19 protein-coding genes and 1 tRNA gene are annotated in these 22,485 nt (G+C 36.9%); 9 read left to right on the top strand and 11 right to left on the bottom strand.

Annotation, left to right across the window (positions count from 1 at the left end; all coding sequences use genetic code 11):
• Positions 1-43: 43 nt before the first annotated feature.
• The 8 genes from rlmF to NOV28_RS05850 form a co-directional block, all read right to left on the bottom strand.
• Positions 44-1,015 carry a 23S rRNA (adenine(1618)-N(6))-methyltransferase RlmF gene (gene rlmF, locus NOV28_RS05885; RefSeq protein WP_255928541.1) on the bottom strand — a complete coding sequence of 324 codons (972 nt, stop codon included), beginning with the start codon at positions 1,013-1,015 and terminating at the stop codon, positions 44-46.
• A gap of 33 nt (positions 1,016-1,048) precedes the next feature.
• A complete protein-coding gene (locus tag NOV28_RS05880; RefSeq protein WP_255928539.1) occupies positions 1,049-1,423 on the bottom strand; it encodes a response regulator in 375 nt (124 codons plus the stop codon).
• Entirely contained in the window at positions 1,420-1,989 is a 570-nt protein-coding gene (locus NOV28_RS05875; protein WP_255928537.1) for a chemotaxis protein CheB, read from the bottom strand. The genes NOV28_RS05880 and NOV28_RS05875 overlap by 4 nt, the downstream gene beginning before the upstream one ends.
• Before the next feature lie 2 nt (positions 1,990-1,991).
• The gene (locus NOV28_RS05870; protein ID WP_255928535.1) at positions 1,992-2,810 is read right to left on the bottom strand and encodes a CheR family methyltransferase; all 819 of its coding nucleotides are present in this window, start codon (positions 2,808-2,810) and stop codon (positions 1,992-1,994) included.
• A gap of 5 nt (positions 2,811-2,815) precedes the next feature.
• Positions 2,816-3,190 carry a response regulator gene (locus NOV28_RS05865; RefSeq protein ID WP_255928533.1) on the bottom strand — a complete coding sequence of 125 codons (375 nt, stop codon included), beginning with the start codon at positions 3,188-3,190 and terminating at the stop codon, positions 2,816-2,818.
• An 11-nt stretch (positions 3,191-3,201) separates the two neighbouring features.
• On the bottom strand, positions 3,202-6,795 hold the full coding sequence (locus tag NOV28_RS05860) for a response regulator (protein WP_255928531.1): 3,594 nt from the start codon (positions 6,793-6,795) through the stop codon (positions 3,202-3,204).
• Positions 6,785-7,930, bottom strand: coding sequence for a hybrid sensor histidine kinase/response regulator (locus tag NOV28_RS05855; protein WP_255928529.1), 1,146 nt, complete (start codon positions 7,928-7,930; stop codon positions 6,785-6,787). Before NOV28_RS05855 ends, NOV28_RS05860 begins: the two co-directional genes overlap by 11 nt.
• A 114-nt stretch (positions 7,931-8,044) precedes the next feature.
• The gene (locus tag NOV28_RS05850) at positions 8,045-9,100 is read right to left on the bottom strand and encodes a Gfo/Idh/MocA family oxidoreductase (RefSeq protein WP_255928527.1); all 1,056 of its coding nucleotides are present in this window, start codon (positions 9,098-9,100) and stop codon (positions 8,045-8,047) included.
• Between the two features lie 258 nt (positions 9,101-9,358).
• Between NOV28_RS05850 and NOV28_RS05845 the strand changes: the two genes are divergently transcribed.
• The 6 genes from NOV28_RS05845 (at position 9,359) to NOV28_RS05820 (ending at position 13,005) form a co-directional block, all read left to right on the top strand.
• Complete coding sequence (locus NOV28_RS05845; RefSeq protein WP_255928525.1) at positions 9,359-9,688, top strand: single-stranded DNA-binding protein; 330 nt, start codon at positions 9,359-9,361, stop codon at positions 9,686-9,688.
• 70 nt (positions 9,689-9,758) lie between these two features.
• A complete protein-coding gene (locus tag NOV28_RS05840; RefSeq protein WP_255928523.1) occupies positions 9,759-10,208 on the top strand; it encodes an HRDC domain-containing protein in 450 nt (149 codons plus the stop codon).
• A gap of 182 nt (positions 10,209-10,390) precedes the next feature.
• Positions 10,391-11,743 (top strand): histidine--tRNA ligase, encoded by a 1,353-nt coding sequence (gene hisS / locus NOV28_RS05835; RefSeq protein ID WP_255928521.1) that lies wholly within the window; start codon positions 10,391-10,393, stop codon positions 11,741-11,743.
• An 87-nt stretch (positions 11,744-11,830) separates the two neighbouring features.
• Positions 11,831-11,995, top strand: a complete 165-nt coding sequence (locus NOV28_RS05830) for a hypothetical protein (protein WP_255928519.1) — start codon at positions 11,831-11,833, stop codon at positions 11,993-11,995.
• Between the two features lie 18 nt (positions 11,996-12,013).
• Positions 12,014-12,817 (top strand): class I SAM-dependent methyltransferase, encoded by an 804-nt coding sequence (locus NOV28_RS05825; protein ID WP_255928517.1) that lies wholly within the window; start codon positions 12,014-12,016, stop codon positions 12,815-12,817.
• A 114-nt stretch (positions 12,818-12,931) separates the two neighbouring features.
• A tRNA-Ala gene (locus NOV28_RS05820) sits at positions 12,932-13,005 on the top strand.
• Between the two features lie 258 nt (positions 13,006-13,263).
• Here NOV28_RS05820 and NOV28_RS05815 read toward each other — a convergent pair.
• From NOV28_RS05815 to NOV28_RS05805, 3 genes are all read right to left on the bottom strand, one after another.
• A complete protein-coding gene (locus tag NOV28_RS05815; protein WP_255928515.1) occupies positions 13,264-13,710 on the bottom strand; it encodes a hypothetical protein in 447 nt (148 codons plus the stop codon).
• 134 nt (positions 13,711-13,844) lie between these two features.
• The gene (locus NOV28_RS05810) at positions 13,845-15,068 is read right to left on the bottom strand and encodes a PepSY-associated TM helix domain-containing protein (RefSeq protein ID WP_255928709.1); all 1,224 of its coding nucleotides are present in this window, start codon (positions 15,066-15,068) and stop codon (positions 13,845-13,847) included.
• Between the two features lie 93 nt (positions 15,069-15,161).
• On the bottom strand, positions 15,162-17,339 hold the full coding sequence (locus NOV28_RS05805) for a TonB-dependent siderophore receptor (protein WP_255928513.1): 2,178 nt from the start codon (positions 17,337-17,339) through the stop codon (positions 15,162-15,164).
• A 348-nt stretch (positions 17,340-17,687) separates the two neighbouring features.
• Here NOV28_RS05805 and NOV28_RS05800 point away from each other — a divergent pair, with 348 nt between their 5' ends.
• The 3 genes from NOV28_RS05800 to NOV28_RS05790 all read left to right on the top strand — a co-directional run bounded on the left by NOV28_RS05800 (position 17,688) and on the right by NOV28_RS05790 (position 22,485).
• Entirely contained in the window at positions 17,688-17,843 is a 156-nt protein-coding gene (locus NOV28_RS05800) for a hypothetical protein (RefSeq protein WP_255928511.1), read from the top strand.
• A gap of 363 nt (positions 17,844-18,206) precedes the next feature.
• Positions 18,207-22,121 carry a response regulator gene (locus NOV28_RS05795; RefSeq protein WP_255928509.1) on the top strand — a complete coding sequence of 1,305 codons (3,915 nt, stop codon included), beginning with the start codon at positions 18,207-18,209 and terminating at the stop codon, positions 22,119-22,121.
• A gap of 7 nt (positions 22,122-22,128) precedes the next feature.
• Positions 22,129-22,485, top strand: coding sequence for a response regulator transcription factor (locus NOV28_RS05790; protein ID WP_255928507.1), 357 nt, complete (start codon positions 22,129-22,131; stop codon positions 22,483-22,485).

Raw genomic sequence — 22,485 nt, 5'->3', positions numbered from 1 at the left:
TAATGACGTTTTAACCGATGAATTCTACAAAAACCAATTGAAGTTATTTGTTTTTACTAATCCACCTTTGTTCGCGCCATTCTTGTTGTTTGGCTTTCGGAAGGTAACTCCAAGCGATAATTCGGGTGCTTTTGTTGCCGGTTCCCATCGGAATGGTTTTTATTTGAACAATTTCCATATCGTTCAATAGTTTGTAAATGCCTTTCAAATTGCTTTGTTTGGAAACCAAAGTGGAAAACCAAAATACATTTTCTCCAAAATTTTTGCTTTCGCGAATCAATTTATGGATAAAAGCGGCTTCACCACCTTCATAAATCAATTCATTACTGATTCCGGCGAAATTGAGCGTGGGTTTTTGGGATTTTTTTCCGGTAAGGTTTTTTATTTTTCTTTGAGTTCCTTTTTCGGCTTCTTCGGTTGAGGAATGAAACGGAGGATTACAGAAAGTGAGGTCTACACGTTCGTTTTCAGCGATAATTCCATCAAAAAAAGCATCGGGATTTTCTTGTAATTTAATCTCGATTTTGCCGGTTAAATTTTCATTGGCTTCTACAATTCTTTTAGCAGTTTCTACGGATTTCGGGTCGATGTCAGAACCGATAAAATTCCAGCCATATTCGGTCACACCGATGATTGGGTAAATGCAATTGGCTCCAACGCCGATGTCTAATGCTTTAATTTTATTTCCTTCGGGTAAATTTCCGAAGTTGGTTTGTGCCAAAAGGTCGGCGATATAATGAATGTAATCTGCTCTTCCTGGAATTGGCGGACAGAGATTTTCATCAGGGAAATCCCAGTTTTTGATCCCGTAATAGTGGTTAAGCAACGCTTGATTGAGCAATTTTACAGCTTCGGGTTTGGCAAAATCTACCGATTCGGTACCGTATTTATTGGGTTTAATATGTTGCCCAAGTTCAGGAACTGCTTTTATTAAAGCTTCCAAATCATAAGGTTCGCGGTTTTTGTTGCGAAGGTGCAGTCTTGTTTTTTCGGGAGTATTATTTTTAATGGTCATCGTGGTGGTTATTAGTGATAATTTTGAAGGGCATTATGCACTGACATATTTTTTTATGACCTCTTCGAATTGGTCGATATCGAATGGTTTTGCGAGATAATCATCAGCGCCGGCTTCTCGAGCCAAAGCATCGATATTGCTGTTTGCAGAGAAATAAAGTACCGGTATTTTTTTTAAAGTTTCATTCGATTTTAGCAGTTTTGTAGCTTCAATTCCGCTGATATCGGGGAGCCAATTATCCATGAAAATAAGGTCCGGCATATAATCCAACACTTGTTGTTCTACGTTGGTCGTTGTGGGTGATGTTTTCACTTCGCAGCCCAAATCTTCCAGAATTTCGGTGCACAGTTCCAGAATTTCCAGATTATCATCGAAAATAAATATTTTTTTTGCTGTGGTAGGATTCATTTTTTTGAGAGCTTATTTATATATGCAGCCATTTCTGAATCGTTCAAGACTGCATCGGGGTTTACGTGTTCTATTGCGAATTCGGGCATATACCTTACAATGGCCGAATTGGGGTTTTGAATGATCACTTTTCCACCTTTATTTTTTACTTTTTTTAGTCCTTCTGTGCCATCGTTATTGGCTCCGGAAAGCAATAAACTGACAAGATTGTTTTTAAAAACTTCCGCAGCACTTTCAAAAGTAACATCGATGGAAGGTCGTGAGAAATTCACTTTCTCGGAAGCATCGAGTGAAAAAGTTTGATCAGCCTCGATTAATGCGTGATAATTCGGAGGTGCAAGATAAATAGTGGCAGGTTTTATTTTTTCTTTTTCTTCAAGTTCTTTTACCCGCAGTTGTGTTTTGGTGGATAAAATATCGGTCAGGATATTGTCTTTCCCGGATTTTCTATGCAATACAATGACAATTGGGAAATCCAGAAAAGAATCAAGTCCGGGCAATACCTTCAGTAAAACCTCGATGCTTCCTGCTGATCCGCCAATGATTAAAGCGCTGCAATTTTCCATTTTTAATGTATTTTACGCCAAATTTTTTCTCCATTTAATCTTTCATAATTTCTAGAAATTGATGAAAAATCCAAAGTTTCTTTTGTTCCCAGTGCCAAATAACCACGCTTCTCCAAACTATTATCGAAAAGTTCAAAAACCGTATTTTGCAATGGCCTGTCGAAATAGATAATCACATTGCGACAAAGAATTAATTGAAATTCATTAAAAGAATTATCCGTCACCAAATTGTGGGTAGAAAAAATAATTTTTGATTTCAATTCATCTTTCAATTTTCCGAGGGAATAATTAGCGGTATAATAATCGGAGAATTGTTCGCTACCACCTGCCGCGATATAATTTTCGGTGTACAATTTTATTTTACTTAAAGGAATCATCGCTTGAGCAGCATTTTCTAGCACTGCACTGTTGATGTCGGTGGCATAAATCAAAGATTTGTGCAACAAGTTAAGTTCTTGCAAGAAAATCGCAATGGAATAAGCTTCTTCGCCTGTACTGCAACCGGCCACCCAAATTCTGATGAACGGATAAGTGCCAAGTTTTGGAAGAATTTCGGTCCGTAATGTCTTATAAAAAGAAGGATCTCGGAACATTTCCGTTACATTGATCGTTACTTCTTCCAGAAATCTTTTAAAATACCCAGGTTCTGTTCTTATTTTGTAGCGAAATTCAGCGAAACTCACAAAATGATCCAACTGATAAAGCCGCACAATTCGCCGCTTGAGCGATGCACGAGAATAGCCCGTGAAATCATAGCCATAGACTTCCAGGATATCGCCGAGGAGGGTTTCTAGATATTCGTCGCTGCGTTCGGAGTTCACTTTTTTTAATTAATTAAATGATTGAGCATTTTCACCAATTCGTCCACATTCACAGGTTTCGATAAATATCCATCGGCTCCTGCGTTCATGCATTTTTCTCGATCACCGGTCATCGCTTGTGCTGTGACGGCGATTACGGGGATTTTCTTCAAATCTTCATCGGTTTTCATTTTCATAATGGCTTCATAACCGTCCATTTCTGGCATCATCATATCCATCAAAACCACTCCGATTGAATCGTTTCCGGCGAGGAGTTGCAAACCTTCTTTGGCACTGAGTGCGGAAATGCATTGGTATTTTCGGGCCTTTAAAACAGCGTTCAGCGCGAAGATATTTTTGCTGTCATCATCGATGATGAGGATTTTTTTACTGCTATTCATTCTCAGTTTTTTTAAATTTTATCATAAAGCCAAACTCTTAGCAAAGAAACCAGCTGATCAACATCGACCGGTTTCGAAATATAATCGGAAGCGCCCGCTGCGATGCATTTTTCACGGTCGCCCATCATCGCTTTGGAAGTGACTGCCAAAACAGGCAAATTTTTGAATTTGTATGATGATCTAATCTCGCGGATGCTTTCGTAGCCGTCCATTTCTGGCATCATCATATCCATTAAAACTACGTCGATACTTGGATTCTCGTGTAAGGTTTTCAGCGCTTCTTTTCCGTCCATCGCGGGAAGTACTTTCATACCGTGCATTTCGAGAACTTTGGTGAGCGAGAAAATATTTCTCACATCATCATCGGCGATCAAAACGGTTTTGTCTTTTAAAATGTTTCTCAATTCGCCTTCGCTTTGGTAGCCGGAATTGGGATCTTGTTTTTTCTTATGTTTTTCTTCAACTAAATGAAGGAAAAGTCCCGCTTCATCCAGGATTCTTTGGTAAGAATAGGCGGTTTTCACCACGATAGAATCTGCGTATTTTTTGATGCGGTTTTCTTCGCCTTTTGAAAGGTTTTTCCCGGTAAATACAATGATTGGCAATTGTTCCAAACCTTTATTTTGTTTAATGGTTTCGAGAGTTTCGTAGGCAGAACGATCTGGAACTCCCATGTCGAGGATCACGCAGTCGATTTCTTTGTTGTGAAGAGATTCGATGCTGTCGGAAACATTGGTAGCAACATCGGTGGTAATATTATTAGCTTCCAAAAAGTAACTTAAAGCTTTCGCATGTTGCTCGTTTTCTTCTACAATCAGCACTTTTTTTGGTGAACGGTTCAGTGCATTTTCAAGTTTAATGAAAATTTCCTGCATTTGTTCTAAAGCAAAAGGTTTGTTGATGAAATCTACCGCACCGCGAAGAAGACTTTCCTGTTTGAATTTCATGGAAGACATGATGTGTACAGGAATTGGTTTGGTTTGCGGATTCGATTTCAGAGCTTCCATTACTTGCCAACCGTCCATCACTGGAAGTTGAATGTCGAGCAAAATAGCGAGTGGCTTGTAATGTTGCGCCATTTCTAAACCCAGATCACCTTGAACAGCTACCACCACTTTGTAGTTTTTGGTTCGGGAGAAATCACGGAGAATTTTTGCAAAAGCGGTATCGTCTTCAATAATTAGAATTACTTTATCGCCTTCCTCGATGTTATCGCGATCATCCTCAATTGGCTGCGGGATTTTTTGTGTTACAAACCTTTCAGGTTGATTGTTTTCTTGTTTTTTTTCAGTTTCCGGAGGTGTTAGAAGAACTTTTGGTTCTTCTACGATGGTCATTTCTTGGTTTTCAACCGTTTTTATTGGAACGACTAAAGTAAATTCGCTACCTTCTCCTTCGGTACTTTTTAGTAAAATTTCACCACCGAGGAGTCTTGCTAATTCACGGCTGATGGATAGACCAAGTCCGGTTCCTCCATATTTTCTTTGTGTAGATCCATCGGCTTGCTGAAAGGCTTCAAACACCATTCGCAGTTTGTCTTTGGCGATTCCGATTCCGGTATCGATTACTTTGAAAACTATTTTTTCTTTCGATTCGTCATTAGAAATTTTTAAACTAATGCTTCCTTCGGAGGTAAATTTGATGGCGTTTGAAAGTAAATTTTTCAGGATTTGCTCTAGTCGAAGCTTGTCGGTTTGCAATAGTGGAGTAGTTTCCGGCAGTGTTTCGATGTTTAAAGCAAGATTTTTTTCTTTAGCAATCGCTCCGAACATCATTTTCATATCGGTAGCAATTTCTTCTAAAGGAACTTCTTGTATTTCCAAAGTCATTTTCCCCGATTCAATTTTCGAAAGGTCGAGAATTTCATCAATCAGCGTTAGGAGTCCTTGTCCGGAGCTCTGCATCACTTCAGCGTATTCCACATATTGTTCGTCGAGATCATCGCTTTCTGTCATTAATTTTGAAAGCAATAAAATCGAATTGAGCGGTGTGCGCAACTCGTGAGACATATTGGCGAGAAACTCCGATTTGTATTTGGTGCTTTGTTCCAGTTCGATGGATTTTTGTTGAATTTCAATATTATGCTGCTCAATAAGCATATTTTTTTCTTCCAAAAGACTCGTTCTTTCCTCGAGTTCTTGGTTGCTTTGCATCAATTCTTCTTGTTGCACCCGAAGTTCTTCTTCGGAAGCAAGAAGTTTTTGCGATTGCGCTTCTAATTCTGCGTTAATATTCTCAAGTTCAGAATGTTGCGTTTGTAATTCTTCGGATTGCGCTTGAGTTTCTTCCAAAAGTTCCTGCATTTTAATTCTGCTTTGGGCGCTGAAAAAAGCAAGACCGATATTGGCGGCAACTGCATCCAAAAACTCAAGTTGATGAGGGAAATAGTTGTGCATCGCTCCCAATTCAATCACACCAAGCGGAAGATTATAGCGCGTAATAGGTACTGCTACGATGTTTTTCGGTTTGGTATTTCCGGTTGCAAAACTTATTGTGAGGTTGTCATCAGGAATATCTTGAACCACAATGTGTTTTTCGGAACGGAAAGCTTCCCCGGCAATTCCTTCACCAATTTGCAATTGTTTTTTACAGTGCTGATCTGCCAAAGCGTAACTTCCTGCAAGATGCAAACGGTTATCCTCACCTTGAAGATAAATAGCAGCTACAGAACTTTCTGTACTTTCGGTAAGCTGATTCAGAATGTCAGAGGCGAGTTTTTCAATGCTTTTGTCGCCCATCATTTTCTCGTTAAGTTGCGCAATTGAAGTGCTAAGCCATTCTCTTTCCTGAAGTGCATTAAATGAAGATTGAAGGGACTGCGCCATTTTATTTAATGGTACTGCTACGTTTCCAAGGTTTTGTACTGCAAAGGAATCCGAAATAATATCATAATTGCCCGCAGAAATTTTTGCTGCAACATTTTCTATGGCAATCAGGCGGTTTTGCGTTTCTTCATTTTTTTGTTCTAATTCCTCGGTAAGTCTTGTTTTTTCGCTGAAGTCATTAGATACTTTTCTGAAGAAAAACAAGGTAATGGAAATCGCGAGCAGCGCGGAAAGGACAATGAGAATTGGCGTGTATGAAGCAAACTTCTTCATGGTTTCGGTTCGGGATGCAAGAACGATTTGTTCCTCTTCTTGCATTTTGAGCACTGTTGCCCGAACATTATCCATATATTGTTTACCTAGATCCAAGAATTTTGGATCAATATAATTTTTCGTGGTTTTGCTCTTCAGATTAATGTCCAGAATCTGCAAACGCAAATAGGTATATTTCTTAAGGTTTTCAAAATTACCTTTTTGAGTGGGCGTTGTAGAAATCTGCTTAGAAACTTTATCGATTTGTACTTCAATATTTTTTCTAGCTTCAAGATAAGGATTCAGGAACTGTTCTTTGTCTGTCAAAAGATATCCTCTTTGACCAGTTTCGGCGTCTTTAAGCAGAGAAAGGGTATTGTCTAGATTTTTGATCACCCGATTGCTGCTTCGAACCATTTCAGAGCTTTCGATGAGGTTATGGATGCTGATGTACGACGCGAGTGAACTTATAAATAACAGCAAAAGTGATAATCCAAGTCCGAAAAATAGATTTTTTTTAAAACTCATTGTTTTCAATTTTAATTTCTTCCTTTTCAGGATTTAGGGGAATTGTGAAATGAAACTCCGAACCTTCACCAAGAACGCTGTTGACTCCGATGATTCCGTTGTGTCGCTCGATAATTTCCTGGCAAATATATAAGCCGATTCCCAAACCTTGGAAACGTGCTGATGTTTCTTCGATTCGGTAAAATTTATCAAATATTTTTTGTTGATGTTCCGGCGACATTCCGATTCCAAAATCCTTCACCGAGAAGCAAAGATTGTTCCCTTTCAGTTCTGAACTGATGTGGATTTCTTCAGAATCAGGCGCATATTTAATAGCATTGGTCATGAAGTTGATGATCACTTGTTCGATCCGCATTTCGTCTGCATAGATTTGGGCTTCAACTTTGTTTTTTATAATGATTTTAACCTGAGGATTCGATTGCTGCATGATTTCAGCAATGTGAGAAACCAAACCTTCGAATTCGAAATATTTCTTGTTGAATTTCAGTTTTCCGCTTTCAATTTTCGAAATATCAAGCAAATCTGCGATCAATAAATGGAGTTTTTCTACTTGATTCTGGACTTTATGAAGTCGGGTTCGCACTGTTTCGATGTCGTTTTTGTCCAAGCTTCTTTCCAAAAGTTGAATGTATCCTTTGATACTCGTCATCGGTGTTTTCAGTTCGTGACTTGCGATACTGATGAATTCGTCTTTTTTTCTTTCGGCTTCTTTCCGAAATTCGATCTCTTCGCGAAGTGCGGTTTGCATTTCGTTCAGTGCGCGGCTTTGCTCATAAATCCGATAAAAAGTTTTCACTTTAAGCAAAAGAATATTGATGTCCACCGGCTTGCTGATGTAATCGAGACCACCGGAAGAGTATCCTTTAGTAATTAAATTTAGATTTGCGCTCGCTGCAGAAAGAAATATGATAGCAGTTTCTTTGGCTCGGCTGTAACCGGAAATGGCTTCCGCTACTTCAAAGCCATCCATTCCAGGCATTTGAACGTCCAGAATGATTAGGACGTAGGATTTTTTTAGAATTTTTTTTAATGCTTCCTCGCCTGAAGATGCGGTATCAACCTCAAAATCATTTTTCTCGAGTACCTTTTTCAAAGATATGATATTCTCAGGAGCATCATCTACAATTAGAATCATTTTCAAAAATAAATTTAAGGTAAAAATGGGTTAAGTTTCCAAAGGTAATAATTTAGTCCTTAAGAAAAAACTTAGCGGTTATTGTCTAAATAGTGGTTTATGTATTATGTAGGCCTATTTAATTAGTGTTACCCGTTCATTTCGAGAACTTTCTTCTGCTGCTTCGATCAGTTTCATGTTGATGATAATTTCGGCGCCGGGCGAGGGCAATGGTTGCTGGAAAACGATGTGTTCGTATATTTGATGATAGTAGTTCATGTAATTTCCAGGTTCGCTTTTAGTCAATATTCTTTCAGATTCTGAGTTTTCATTTAAATAATTCAAAATCCCATCATTTTCTGTTAAAGGTTTTGTCCAATCTTCCTCGAAAACAGGAATTGCTCCTGCAGCCAATTCACTTTCCTGTTCATCGGTTCTTTCTTGTAAGAAACTTCCTTTGTCACCATGTATTGCGTAAGCATAATGAGCTTCTTTGCTAAAAACTGAGGATTTCAATCGTACTCGTAAATCATTCTTATAATAGAGTAAAATCTCGAAATAGTCATTGGCAAATGTTTTTCCTTTCATCGAAAATACATCCGCAAAAAGCTTCTCAGGAACACCAAAAAGTTGCACCGCCTGATCGATGAGGTGAGCGCCCAGATCATGTAAGCTCCCGGAACCCGGTTTTGCGGGATCTTCTTTGTGAGCTTTTGCGCCGGGAATAGTACGGAAGCGGTCAAACCGGATTTCTACTTCTTTGATGTTTCCTAAATAGCCTTCAGATAAAATTTTCTGAACCTGCTGATAATCTCGATCGAATCTGCGGTTTTGGAAAACGCTTAAGAACAGTTTCTTTTCTTCGGCAAGTTCCACTAATTCTTGCGCTTCAGCAACATTGACGGTAAAAGGTTTTTCTATAATCACATTTTTACCGGCATTCAGAGCCATTTTTGCATATTCATAATGGGTTTGAACGGGCGTATTCACCACCACCACATCGACATCAGATTGCAACATTTCTTCAACAGAACGGTATAATGTGGATTCGGGATATTGTATTCTTGATTCTTGTTTGTTTCTTTCGACCACCGCGGATAAAATAAATCCGGAATGTTCTTTTATAAATGGCGCGTGAAAAACTTTTCCACTCATTCCAAAAGCGCACAAACCTACTTTTACTACTTGCATTGTCTGCTATTTTTTTACAAATATATTTAAATCTTTAAGGTAAATACTGAACAAACGGAAGTTTTGATGTAACAAAATCTAGGTTGAGCGAATTTTTAATTAACTGATTTTTAATTACATATTTGATGCAAACGACTACAAACGATATTAAATAGTTTGTTACCGACTAAATTTTGTCAACCGGTGAAACTTTGCAACAGAGATTCGGGGAAGATCAGTGAGACCCGTTTCTAATGTTTAATTAAAAATTTTAAAGTCATGTCACTAAGAAACAAAGTTACCTTGATCGGTAGAACAGGAAAAGAAGTTGAATTCGTAAAATTCGAAAACGGAAGAATTGGTAAAGTAAGTCTCGCAACCAGCGATTTTTACACCAACGCACTCGGCGAAAAAGTGGAAGAAACCCAATGGCACAATTTGGTTTTTAACGGAAAATTGGTCGATATCGTCGAAAAATATGTAGAAAAAGGAAAGGAAATCGCGGTAGAAGGCAAAATCGTGTACAGAAGTTGGGACGACAAAGAAGGAATCAAACATTACATTACCGAAATAAGAGCAGATGAGTTGGTGCTTCTCGGCGGTAAATAATCAATGCTGCCAAAGTCTTTTGGATTATTGATTTTGGCAGCAATTTTTTTCATTTTAAAATTCACAAATCATGAAAGTAAAAGTTTTAAAAGTAAGATTGTCCGATGAGTTTATCGGTAGAGATCAGGCCGCACTGGATCGCTTTTTGCGCGAAAATAATGTGGTGAAATTCGAATCGGCTTTTGTTCAAGAAGATGAAGCTTATTGGTCGGTAATTTTATATTACGAAGAACCTAAAATCGTATTAAATGATTCCCAACTAGAAAAATATACTTTAGAAGACGGCGCGGAACTCAACTCTGATGAAATAAAAATTCTCGATTCACTAAAACTTTGGCGTACCGAAAAAGCAAAAAACCAGAAACTTCCGGTGTATTTCATTGCGACCAATCAGGAATTGCGTTCCATCGCTAAATACAAACCTGGAAAAAAAGAACAATTGCTTGAAATAAAAGGGTTTGGTAAACATAAAATCGAAAATTATGGTGAAGAAATCATTGAGATTGTAGAATCGGTTTGAGTACTAAAATCTTGTTTAATTCCGCTTTAATACCACAAAAACACAAATTCCTATATATTTTATTAAAGCCGTAGAGTGCATTCTTCGGCTTTATGTGATGAAAAATCCTTTCCAATTCCTTAATTTTGCGACTCAAAAGCAAACCGATTTTGCTTATTAATCATTACGTATTACAAACCAGCATGAAGCCAAGCTTAGCAAAAGGAACTCGCGATTTTACCGCAAAGGAAATTATCAACAGAAGGTTGATCATCAATACATTACAAAATAATTTCGAACTATTTGGTTTTCAGCCATTGGAAACGCCCAGCTTTGAAAATCTTTCTACTTTAACTGGAAAATATGGGGAAGAAGGCGACCGACTTATATTTAAAATATTGAATTCTGGCGATTATGCAGCGAAAACCAAAGACGAAGATTGGAATGCCAAAAACTCTCAGAAACTGATCTCGCAAATCTCTGAAAAAGCGCTTCGATACGATCTCACGGTACCTTTCGCAAGGTTTGTAGCGATGAATCACGGGCAAATGGTTTTTCCTTTTAAGCGTTATCAGATTCAGCCGGTTTGGCGCGCTGATCGTCCACAAAAAGGGAGGTTCAGAGAATTTTATCAATGCGACGCCGATGTGGTAGGAAGCGAAAGTTTGTGGCAGGAAGTGGAGCTGGTTCAGCTTTATTTGAAATCGTTTAGTGAATTGAAAATCCCGGTAACCATTCATTTGAATAATAGGAAAATACTTTCAGGATTGGCAGAATTTGCGGGAATTTCCGAACAGTTAATCGACTTCACCGTTGCGCTAGATAAACTCGATAAAATCGGAAAAGAAGGAGTAGTAAAAGAACTTTTAGAGAAAAATATTTCCCAAAAATCCGTCGATCAACTGGATTTTCTCTTTAGCCAAAGTGATGATGCTTTGGAAAATGTTCTGCAATTGAAAGAGAAGTTTACAGGAAACGAAATTGGTCTTCAAGGTGTTGAAGAATTGGAATTTGTGCTTACTAAATGTCTGGATTTGGGGATTTCTCCGGAGAACTTAAAATTCGATATCACTCTCGCTCGCGGACTGGATTATTACACCGGAGCAATTTTTGAGGTGAAAGCCAATGATGTTGCAATGGGTTCCATCGGTGGTGGTGGAAGATACAACAACCTTACCGAGGTTTTTGGGGTGAAAAATATTCCGGGTATCGGAATTTCTTTTGGTCTCGACCGAATTTATTTGGTGATGGAAGAGTTGGGGCTTTTCCCTGAAAATGCCGAAAATACGGTGAAGTTTTTGTTCGCTAATTATGGTGAAAATGAAGCAGTGGAAGCTTTGAAAATCATTGCTAAATTGAGAGAAAAAGGAATTTCTGCGGAGCTTTATCCAGAATCAGCCAAACTCAAAAAACAGTTTGCGTACGCTGAAAAGAAAGGAATTCCGAATCTTGTTTTCTTCGGTGAACAGGAAATTTCTGATGGAAATATTACGGTGAAAAACCTTATGAACAGCGAACAGGAAACGATTTCTATCGAACAATTCTTGCAAAACTAATGAGATTCAGGGAGTAAAAAGAGCGAGGATTGAAAGAGAATAAAAATTCTTACCTTTATTCATTATTCACCTGCTAAAATTATTACCATGTCTTTTGTAATGCTTCCTGCCATTCTTACGGTTGTTCTTGTTGTTTATCTGATTTATCTCTATTTCTGGAAGAAAGATGCTGCCACATTCAAGGCGGTGCTTTATCCGGGGCTGTTTTTTGTCCTAGCTTGGGTAATTTTGTATTGGTTTATTTTCAAATAAATATTCAACACACCAATCATGGAAAATTACCTCGATATCAACCGAAAATCATGGAACGCTAAAGTGGAGCCGCATCTGAAATCGGATTTTTATTTTGTGGATGAATTTCTTGAAGGTAGAACTTCTTTAAATTCCATAGAACTAGATATTTTAGGTGATGTAGCTGGGAAAGAAATCCTTCATCTTCAGTGTCATTTTGGGCAAGATTCCATTTCGCTATCAAGGATGGGAGCGAAGGTTACAGGTATCGATTTATCAGATAAAGCCATTGAAGCAGCAAGAGATTTAGCCAAGAAATGTAACACAGATACCCAATTTCTTGTTTCTGATGTCTATGAATTACCGAAAGTTTTAGACCAAAAATTCGACATCGTGTACACCAGTTACGGAACCATCGGTTGGCTTCCCGATTTGGAGAAATGGGCGCAAGTGATTTCTCATTTTCTAAAACCCGGCGGGAAATTGGTTTTTGTGGAATTTCATCCGGTGGTGTGGATGTTTAACGATGATTTCACCCATGTAAAATACAATTATTTCAACGAAAAACCAATCGTAGAAACCTACGAAGGAACTTATGCAGACCAATCTGCCGATTTGGTGCAGCAATATGTGATGTGGAATCACCCGACTTCAGAAGTTCTCGGAAGTTTGCTGAAGGAAAACCTTTTGCTGGAGGATTTTCAGGAGTATGATTGGTCGCCGTATGCTTGTTTCCGACACAACGAAGAATTCGAGAAAGGGAAGTACAGAATACCGCAATTTGGTAACAAAGCTCCTCATATTTTCTCTTTGGTAGCCAAAAAGAATACTGATAAATCGTGATTTCTCCCATAAAAATATTAAGGAAGCTTCAGAATTCAATATAAAAATTTGTATTATTGCAATCTAAATTTTGGAATCTGAAATCTATAATTTAGAATCTAAAATTTAAGAAAAGGGGGATTAGCTCATCTGGCTAGAGCGTTAGACTGGCAGTCTAAAGGTGGTCGGTTCGATCCCGATATCCTCCACAACAAAAGGGTTACAGTGTTCTGTAGCTCTTTTTTTATGTTTCTAGAAGAAAATAAGATTCAGTATCAAAACTTGGAGGAGATTGATATATTGGACTTTATCCTATGTGATGGTGTCATGGATCTTTTGGAATAGCCCCTATCTGAAATAAAGGATTTACATTTTGCTTGAGAGCAAATGAGGTTTAATTTGTTATTACATTACAATAAAATAGTTGAGTCCACTGTTTACTTTAAAAAAGCTTTAGCGACTGATCATTATTTATTTTTAAGTTTTTTAATGATTTTCAGTAATGCATCTCTGTTTTTGGCTTCATGATAAAATTTGGGAAGTTTCTCCAGCAAAGTAAAATGTGAGCGGTCTTTATGTTCGCGAAGCGTGGCAGAAATATATTGCTCCAAATAAGCTAAATGTTCATAATTATAACTCCAAAATACTTCATTTTTAAAAGGGAATTGCAGCCATAATTCGGCACCGAAGTAGTGGTGAGCTGCCATTATCCAATCTCCGGTAATACCAAAAAGAGTAGCTTCGGCAGCAATTTCTTTATTATAGCCACAGTTTTCACAATACATCCGTACTTTTTTCGCTTCAGTATCGGCTTTGGAAACGGCTTTTTTTGTACATACAGGACATACTACCAAAACCTCGTTTTGATAGTAGGTAAGCCTTTTATTCTCATCCTGAAAACGGTTGTTTTGCATAATATAAGAGTTAGGTTCATGGGTATTTTTAGCACGTACCAAAAGAGAAAAATTATGGTTTTTCTCTTTTGGTAACTTAAAATTAGAAAAATATTTTTAGAACCTCAGATTTTAAATAAGAATTCTTGTATGTTCTATACTGTTTTAAATTTTTTTTTATTCTTACTTCGCCGACCCCACCAAACCAGAAATCCGGTTATAGGAAGTGATGCACAGATTAAGCTCACAACTAATGCAAGAATTTTCCCAGGTAAACCTAAAATTGCACCTACATGAATATCGTAATTGGCAGCTACATATTTCTCACCCAAATTTCGTTTGTCGTAAGGTCGATTAAGCAATAATTTTCCAGAGTTTTCATCGAAAATCATTTCGCTGTATTTCCAATAGCGATCGTCGAAATGACGGATGTAAATGGTGAAATTCTCATGTTCATGATCATCCATGTGAGGATGGCCAAGATCAATAGAATAGGCGCTTGCATTGGGATAATGTTGTTCTACTAGAATTGCCATTTTATCTAAAGTACTTTCGTTGCGCATCGTTGCGGGGGCAGTAGTTGCATATTTTGACAGATCGGGCAGCGCGGTTTCTCCCCCTGAAAAAACAAAATACATAAAGGTTTGGATGCATAAAAACGAGTAAAATAATCCGGTAATTGCAACAATTAAAGCCACAAACGAGCTGTAAAATCCCAAGATACTGTGCAGGTCATAATTTTTGCGCTTCCAATTTTTGATGTTTTTCCAACGGAACCAAATGCGTTGTTTTCTGGCAGATTTGTTTTTAGGCCACCAAAGGATAATTCCGGATACAAGCATGAACAAAAAGATCAGCACCGGAATTCCCACCACATAAGTTCCCCATTCGCTTTTAAGCAGAAAGCTCCAGTGAATAGATTTTACAATCGTGAAGAACTCTATTTTTTCGTCCTGAATTTTCAGTACCTTTCCTGTGAATGGATTGGTATAAACTGATTTATAAACCGGATATTCATCAAAAAAGTTCCATGCTTTTGGATCGTGTTCGTAGTAATAAAATTTATAGGATTTGGATTTGTCCAGCGGAATTTCCACCCAGTGAATAGGGTATTTCTCCGAAGTTTGTGCTTCTACCTTTTCCTCCAATACCTTTAGAGAAAGCACTTTTTTGTTTTGGATGTTGGGTTCGTTATGATAGATAAAATCTTTGCGAAGAGCGTATTGAATATCTTCTTTAAAAACGTGTAAAGCACCTGTAATGCTCACAATAAAAACAATCAATCCAATTCCCAAGCCCAACCATAGGTGCAGCTTGCCAATCCATTTCTTGAGTTTTGAGGTTCCTTTTTCCTGACGGCGGCTATGAAGTTTCTTCATCATGTTTTTATATGCTAAAAAAGCCGGCAGTGCGAAACTGCCAACTTTTGAATGAAAATTAAAATTAAGAATAGGAATAATTGCAAAATAATTCTAAAACTTGTAGGTGAAACTTGCTACTGCGTTGAGTAATTTCTGTGCATTTGCGGTAGTGTAGCCGATCCAGTAATGTTCGTTGGTAAAATTATCTACATTTACTGCAATTCTATATTTTGGAGTGTCATAAAATGCATTTCCGTTCAAAACGAAATATTTCGGCAATTCAAACACATCGGTTGTTGTATTGAAAATTCGATTGGCACTCGCATAGTTTCCACCGAAACCAAATCCTAATCCTTTTAATGTTCCGTCAAGGAACTGGTAATTGGCATTGAAATTAGCCAACCATGGAGAAGAAGCCGTGTTCGGTCTTCTGTTCAATACTGAAGCGTCAGAAGTTTCGGTGTATTTGCTATCATTATAGCTAAGACCTGCAATGACAGAGAATCCTTTTACTAAATAAGCGTTTACTTCCAATTCAACACCTTTGCTTTTCAGTTCACCAGCTTGGTTTTGTATAGCAAGCGATGAGGTGGTATACCCAATGGTTTGTAGTGTATTTTTTACTTTAATGTCATAATAGCTAATAGTAGCATTTAAGCGGCTGTTAAGAAGATTAGTTTTGAAACCTACTTCGTACTGGTTAGCGGTTTCAGGATCAGAAAGAGATACATTTTCTGAAGCATCAGATAGATAATACCCATTGCTTTTGAAGCTATTTTGGTAATTTCCAAATGCTGAGAACTTGTTTTTTACAATTTCATACACTAAACCAAATTTTGGTGAGAAAGCAGATTGTTGATAAGGCTGAATTTCGTTGGCTCCTTTTTTTCCACCTTGAAAATCGTTGCTTTCATATCGTATAGAAGCCATCACATTCAGTCCGTCTGCAATAGTTAAAACATCAGAAACATAAGCACTGTAAGTGTTTTTCTCTCCTATGTCGGGATAGTTTCCAGCGGCTTCCGAATTGTAGAAATCTCCTACAGTTTGCCCGTTGAATCCTGTGTAATCATAGTTTCTGGTGAAGGGTACGAAATCGAGTATTCCAAAAATAAACAATTGGTTGCTTTTATTTTTAAGGTAATCGGCACCAGCCAAAAGGCGGTTTCTCATTGTTCCGATATTGAAATCAAAATTAAAGTTTTGCTGTAATTGAAGGTAGGTTTGCTTGCTGTCGCGGGTAGATTGATCGCCGCGGTAAAGTCCAAGCGGTGTCCCATCTGGAGCATAGCTGGCTGTGGTTAAATAAAAATAAGGGTTGAAACCGTTGGAGTAGCTATAGGAGCTGCTTACCAATGTGGTAGATTTTATTTTGTCGTTGATTCTATAATTCAATTGTCCGAATAAGTTTCTGTTTCTACCGGTATTGTAGAGGTCTTTTCCTACATAAGATTCTTTATAGTTTAAACCTGCATTTTCCAAATCCTGCATGTCCTTGAAGCCATATTTGGATGGTGAGAAAATAAAGAATAATCCTTGTTCGCCTTGGTTACGGTTTTCAAAAGCTTCATATTCTACATTCAAATCTACATTATCGGATATTTTCCAAGTTAAACTTGGAATGAAAGCAAAATAAGTATTATGTACATCCTTATTCTGGAAGTTTCCTTCTGTAGTATATGCCGTATTGATACGGAACAACAGCGATTTTGATTTATTCAGTGGTGCGTTGATGTCTGCTTGTGCACGATAATAATCGTAGCTTCCACCTGCAACTGTTGCGCTTCCTTTAAAATAATCAAAAGGTTTCTTAGTCACCCTGTTCACAATTCCGCCGTAAGAAGAAACATTACTCCCGAATATCGTTCCGGATGGGCCTTTCAAAACTTCTAATTTCTCAATATTTATTGCGTCAATGGTTCCCGAAACAGGAGAAACCATTCCGTTTCTCATTCCGTTGGATGCGATAAATCCTCTCAAATTAATATAGGCACCGCCATCTCCGGATCGGTTGGTGGCGTTCCACATTTTCTGCAATCCTGTGACATTTCGGAATGCCTCGTCTACCGTAAAAATGTTCTGGTGTTCCAAAACGCTTTTATCTACAGAAGAATAAACTTGTGAATTCTCGATAAATTTGATTGGCATTTTGTTGCTGGATTCGGTATCTTTCTTTGAAATTCTGTTCAAAATGATTTCATCGATATTTTTCTCGTTTACTGAATCTAGTTCTTGGGCATTCAAGGAAAAAACAGACATCGTGCCTGCAAAAATGATTATTTTCTTCATGGGTTATTTAGAATTATTATTGATAATGAGGCAAAGGTAAAAATTATTTTTAATTATTCTAAATAAAGAAACAGACAAATATCATAATATGATTCAAAAAAATGAGATAAGAGTATTAAAATCGAACCATTTATTAACCCAATTGTCTTTATTCATAATGTTTTTCGATGATTGAGAAAAAACTAATTTTCTTTCCTAGACATTCATCAATGAGCTGATTATTCAATTCCAGAATTTTACACTCTTCTTTTCCATTGATATCTTATCCTTTTTTTTGTTTATCGTTTTATGTAATACTTCTTCAGCTTTTTGCAGGTTTTTTATCTCATGCTAAAACCTTTGCTACTAATGATTGATTATGTAATGCACTACGATTATATCAGTCAGGAATTATGCGCGAATAAAAGAAAACCGGTACTTCACTACAACGGAAATTGCTATCTCACAAAAGAATTGACTAAAATATCCAAGATCATTCCCATTCAAGAACACCAAAATCAGTAGCTCTTTTAGATTTTTTCTTGGCAAATGATGTGTTTTCTTTAAAGCAACATGCCGTTTTTCTTAGCGATAAATTCGTTATCGAACAGCTTTCATCAAACTTTATTTTTCATTGGAACTTAAAATCAGGGTTTAGTTTTTTTTGTAATGTTTTTTATATGAAGAGTACTTAGACATAGATTGTTAGATAAATATTTAAAAAACTATAGTGTAAGTTATGACTTGTTTTTTTTGTATATTTACAGAGAAAGCATTTGTGGTTAAAAACTCTGGAAACTTATGAGATTAAGTTCTGAATTATTGTTAGATCAACAATTCCAATGCTTATTAATTTTTAAATAACCCATGTAATTAAGTTTAATTATTATGCCAGAATATCAAATTCCTAATAATGAAGAAGAAAGATTAAAAAAGTTGCAATTCCTAAATTTATTGAATTTAGAAAAAGATCCTGAATTGGATATTTTCGCAGAAGGCGCATGTTTAGTCGCGGATTGTCCACTATCCCTTATTGCTACGATGACAGAACAAGCCCAGAGTATACAGAGTTGTGTAGGAATTGAGCTTGATACAGTGGATCGTAAGAACACAATATGTCAATATGTAATCGCAACGAATGAAATACTGATAATTAATGACACTTTGTTGGATTCGAGGTCTATGGATATTGTTATTGAAAGTGGAATTAGGTTTTATGCGGGATTTCCGCTTGTTGACGATGAGGGTTTTGTGCTAGGGACTCTTTGTGTTATGGATTATAAGCCCAATATTTTATCAGAAAAACAAATGGAGTTTCTTAAAAAGATAGGAAAGACTATTACTAGGATATTAATAAATAAGAAACAAAATTTGCACGCGGAATATTTCGAAAATATATTCAATATTACCAATAATCTGATTTGTGTTCTGGACAATAATTTTAAATTTAAAAATCTCAATCAAGTTTTTTTAAATACTTTTAAATTAAAGAAAAATCAAGAGATTGGTCGAAGTTTTATCGATCTTTTAAATGTTGAGCAAGCAGTTTCACTGACGAATAAAAAACTGGATCAAATAGATGAATTCTTATTTACAACCAATACCAAAATTGCTGAAGATGAAGAAGTAATTATCGAGTGGCAATTAAAACGCAATCATCTACACAATGAGTTTTTTTGTTTTGGGAAGAATATTACTCAATTGGTAGAAGAAAACTTAAAGCTAGAGAGTTCTGAAAGGAGGTTCAAGAGTTTTTTCAATAATGCCATCGGTCTAATGAGTATCCATGATATGGAGGGCAATATTCTTGCGGTGAATAAGAGGGGCTGTGAAGTGCTGAATTATTCCAATGAAGAATTAAAAAAACTTAATTTAAAAGACCTTATCCCACAGGAGCACTGGCCATTTTTGGAACAGTATTTGGAACGGATGATGGTGAATAAAGAAGATAAGGGCAATATGCTACTGCTTACAAAAGAAGGTAAAGAAATCATTTGGATGTATCATAATATGATGGAGGAAGATGAAAAAGGCAATCCTTATGTGTTGAGTACTGCGCTGAATGTCACGGATAGAATGTCACTGGAAAAAGATTTAATCTACACCCGGAAAATTCTGGAACAGACAAGTGCGGTTGCTCAAGTAGGAGGATGGGAGATTAATCTTAAAAAAAATTCCATTTTTTGGTCTCGCTATACTAGGGAGATCCACAAAGTTGATCAGGATTATGTGCCTGATTTGGAAAGAGCAATAGACTTTTATGTAGATGAAGATAAGGATCGCATTACTTATCTGTTCAATAAAGTAGTCAATGAAGGGATGGCTTATGATGAAGAACTCCGGCTAAAACAAGCAGACGGAAATGTAATATGGGTAAGAGTAAAAGGAATTCCCGAATTCGAAAATGGAGTGTGTACAAAAGTGTTTGGGATTATTCAGGATATAGACAATTTCAAAAGAACCTATTTTGAACTTGCGAAAAAAGAAGCCATGCTTCAGTCTTTTGTGAATGATGTTCCCACCGCTGTAGCCATGTTTGATAAAGACCTGAACTTTTTGGTGATAAGCAATACCTGGGCCGAAGAGTTTCAAATGTCTGGTAAGGAAATTATCGGGAAACATATCTTCGATCTTTATCCCAATATACCTGAGGAAAGAAAAAAAATATATTATGAAGCATTAGAAGGTAAAGCCCATAAAGATGCAGATTTTTACTTTCAACTATACGAGGCATCCGAACCTCAACATTATAATTTCGAAGCCTCCCCTTGGTATATTTCTAACGGGGTTACAGGCGGAGTAATAGTTACCGTACAGAATATTACAGCAACGATAAAGGCCAATGAAGAACTTAAAAAAGCCAAAGAATTAGCAGATCTTGCCAATAAGGCCAAGTCTGAGTTTCTGGCAAACATGAGCCACGAAATACGTACTCCACTCAATGGAGTGATTGGATTCTCGGATCTTTTGCTCAAAACGCCACTTAATGAGATGCAAACTCAGTATCTTAATTATATAAACGAATCTGGGGAAACCTTACTCAGCATTATTTCCGATATTCTCGATTTTTCAAAAATAGAATCTGGAAAATTGGAACTGTTTATTGAAAAATGTAATATTTATAAGTTGCTGAATCAAGTGATGAACGTGATTCTCTATCAATCTCAACAGAAAAAGATAGAACTGCTTCTCAATGTTGAGCAAGGGCTTCCGAAAATGTTGTTTATGGATGAGCCACGCATTAAGCAAGTGCTTATTAATTTATTGGGCAACGCCAATAAATTTACAGAAAAGGGAGAGATAGAGCTAAAAGTTGAAAAACTACACTTGGATGATCAGAATATTACGCTTCGTTTTGCAGTAAGAGATACAGGAATAGGAATCCCGGAAGATAAACAACAGAGAATTTTCGATGCATTTACTCAAGAAGACAGCTCTGTGAGCAAACGCTTTGGTGGTACAGGATTGGGACTTACTATATCCAACAATTTACTAAAATATATGGGCAGTAAACTCAACCTGATTAGTGAATTGGGAAAAGGTTCGGTATTTTATTTTGATATAGAACTTCCCTATGAAAAAGCCGATTTTGAAAATGCTGTAGAGGAGAATGAAGGTTTGCCTTTGCAAAGTGTATTGGTGGTAGATGATAATGAAAATAACAGAAAAATCATTCAGCACATGCTGAATTACAAAAAGATCAATACAAAATTAGCTTCCAACGGATTCGAAGCACTCGATATATTAAGTAAAGGAGAAAGATTTGATATTATTTTAATGGATTATCACATGCCGTTTATTTCTGGCTTGGAAACCATCGATAAAATCAAACAACTCTTCAAAGAGCAAGAGGAGTCAGCACCTCTAGTGATACTTCATACCTCCTCCGAAGAATCTGAGGTGTTGGAGTATTTTCAAGAAGATCCCAATTCCTTCCGCTTGCTAAAACCTGTGAAATGTGAAGAGCTATATGACACCCTGAAACGGGCTATCAAAAATTCAAAAAACATTACCGTACATCATACTGTGGCAAAAGAAACTGGACATTCAGCATTGTTCCCTTCCCATCTCAATGTATTACTGGTTGATGATAATCCGGTAAATATGGTGCTGAATCGTAAAATGTTAGAGACCATCGTGCCAGATGCTCAACTTACCGAAAAGGTTGATGGTTTGCAGGCGTTGGAAGCTTGTAAGTTAGAAGAGTTTGACCTCATTTTGATGGATGTTCAAATGCCTATTATGGATGGAATTCAGGCAACGAAAGAGATTCGTTTATTGCCTGGTTATTCAACGGTTTTAATTATTGGGGTTACTGCAGGGAATGTTTCTGGTGAAAAAGAAAAATGCTTAGAAGCAGGAATGGACGACTTTTTGCCTAAGCCTTTAAGACAGATTGATCTGTTAGAAATGTTAAAGAAACATCTTGTAAAAAATAAAATAGAAAATGAAAACCAGCAGAAACCAATGCTTGACGAACATTGGAATCTCGATATTCTTGAGGAACAAGTAGGTGGAGATGAAGAATTCAAAAAGATATTTTTAAATATCTTGTTACAAGAGTTAATGGCCTCTGAAGAAAATTTGAAAATAGCGGAAAGTAATCATCCTTCAGAGGAACTCAAAAAAATAATTCATAAACTCAAGGGTACAGCTGGTACAGCTGGATTATTCAAATTATCGGAAATGTCTTTACAATGGGAAGATAATTTGAAAAAACATGCAGAAGCTCCTGATTTTCCTAAAGAAATCCTTCAGGAAATCAAAGTGGCGCTTGATTTAATTAAAGAAATGATAAAATAAAGATAATATGCTAATTTTAATTGCTGAAGACGACGAACTTATTCTGAAAACAATTGAACACAAACTAAAAAAAGAAGGCCACGAAGTTATTATAACCCATAACGGGAAAGAGGCGATTGAGACCTTTCAAAATACAGATGTAGATCTAATCATAACCGATATTATGATGCCATTTGCTTCTGGTATTGAGATTCTTTCTGCTGTGAAGTCGTCAGGAAAAAACATTCCTGTTATTATGCTTTCCAGCATGGGGCAAGAGGAGGTCGTAATTAATGCTTTCGGAATGGGAGCGGCAGATTTTATTGTGAAGCCGTTCAGCCCAAATGAATTGCTGCTTAGGATTAAAAGAATAGCTGTAAAATAA

This window comes from Kaistella montana (assembly GCF_024436175.1).
Taxonomy (GTDB): Bacteria; Bacteroidota; Bacteroidia; order Flavobacteriales; family Weeksellaceae; genus Kaistella; species Kaistella montana.
The sequence above is the reverse complement of the archived record's forward strand: the minus strand, read 5'-3'. Positions and strand labels throughout refer to the sequence as shown.

What these genes read in the sequence shown, in the direction of transcription:
- NOV28_RS05860 (WP_255928531.1), bottom strand. Translation starts at nt 6,795, where the DNA reads ATGAGTTTTAAAAAAAATCTATTTTTCGGACTTGGATTATCACTTTTG.
- NOV28_RS05815 (WP_255928515.1), bottom strand. Translation starts at nt 13,710, where the DNA reads ATGCAAAACAACCGTTTTCAGGATGAGAATAAAAGGCTTACCTACTAT.
- NOV28_RS05825 (WP_255928517.1), top strand. Translation starts at nt 12,014, where the DNA reads ATGGAAAATTACCTCGATATCAACCGAAAATCATGGAACGCTAAAGTG.
- NOV28_RS05830 (WP_255928519.1), top strand. Translation starts at nt 11,831, where the DNA reads ATGTCTTTTGTAATGCTTCCTGCCATTCTTACGGTTGTTCTTGTTGTT.
- NOV28_RS05875 (WP_255928537.1), bottom strand. Translation starts at nt 1,989, where the DNA reads ATGGAAAATTGCAGCGCTTTAATCATTGGCGGATCAGCAGGAAGCATC.
- NOV28_RS05810 (WP_255928709.1), bottom strand. Translation starts at nt 15,068, where the DNA reads ATGAAGAAACTTCATAGCCGCCGTCAGGAAAAAGGAACCTCAAAACTC.
- NOV28_RS05855 (WP_255928529.1), bottom strand. Translation starts at nt 7,930, where the DNA reads ATGATTCTAATTGTAGATGATGCTCCTGAGAATATCATATCTTTGAAA.
- NOV28_RS05880 (WP_255928539.1), bottom strand. Translation starts at nt 1,423, where the DNA reads ATGAATCCTACCACAGCAAAAAAAATATTTATTTTCGATGATAATCTG.
- NOV28_RS05795 (WP_255928509.1), top strand. Translation starts at nt 18,207, where the DNA reads ATGCCAGAATATCAAATTCCTAATAATGAAGAAGAAAGATTAAAAAAG.
- NOV28_RS05850 (WP_255928527.1), bottom strand. Translation starts at nt 9,100, where the DNA reads ATGCAAGTAGTAAAAGTAGGTTTGTGCGCTTTTGGAATGAGTGGAAAA.
- NOV28_RS05805 (WP_255928513.1), bottom strand. Translation starts at nt 17,339, where the DNA reads ATGAAGAAAATAATCATTTTTGCAGGCACGATGTCTGTTTTTTCCTTG.
- NOV28_RS05845 (WP_255928525.1), top strand. Translation starts at nt 9,359, where the DNA reads ATGTCACTAAGAAACAAAGTTACCTTGATCGGTAGAACAGGAAAAGAA.
- NOV28_RS05800 (WP_255928511.1), top strand. Translation starts at nt 17,688, where the DNA reads ATGATTGATTATGTAATGCACTACGATTATATCAGTCAGGAATTATGC.
- NOV28_RS05840 (WP_255928523.1), top strand. Translation starts at nt 9,759, where the DNA reads ATGAAAGTAAAAGTTTTAAAAGTAAGATTGTCCGATGAGTTTATCGGT.
- hisS (WP_255928521.1), top strand. Translation starts at nt 10,391, where the DNA reads ATGAAGCCAAGCTTAGCAAAAGGAACTCGCGATTTTACCGCAAAGGAA.
- NOV28_RS05790 (WP_255928507.1), top strand. Translation starts at nt 22,129, where the DNA reads ATGCTAATTTTAATTGCTGAAGACGACGAACTTATTCTGAAAACAATT.
- NOV28_RS05865 (WP_255928533.1), bottom strand. Translation starts at nt 3,190, where the DNA reads ATGAATAGCAGTAAAAAAATCCTCATCATCGATGATGACAGCAAAAAT.
- rlmF (WP_255928541.1), bottom strand. Translation starts at nt 1,015, where the DNA reads ATGACCATTAAAAATAATACTCCCGAAAAAACAAGACTGCACCTTCGC.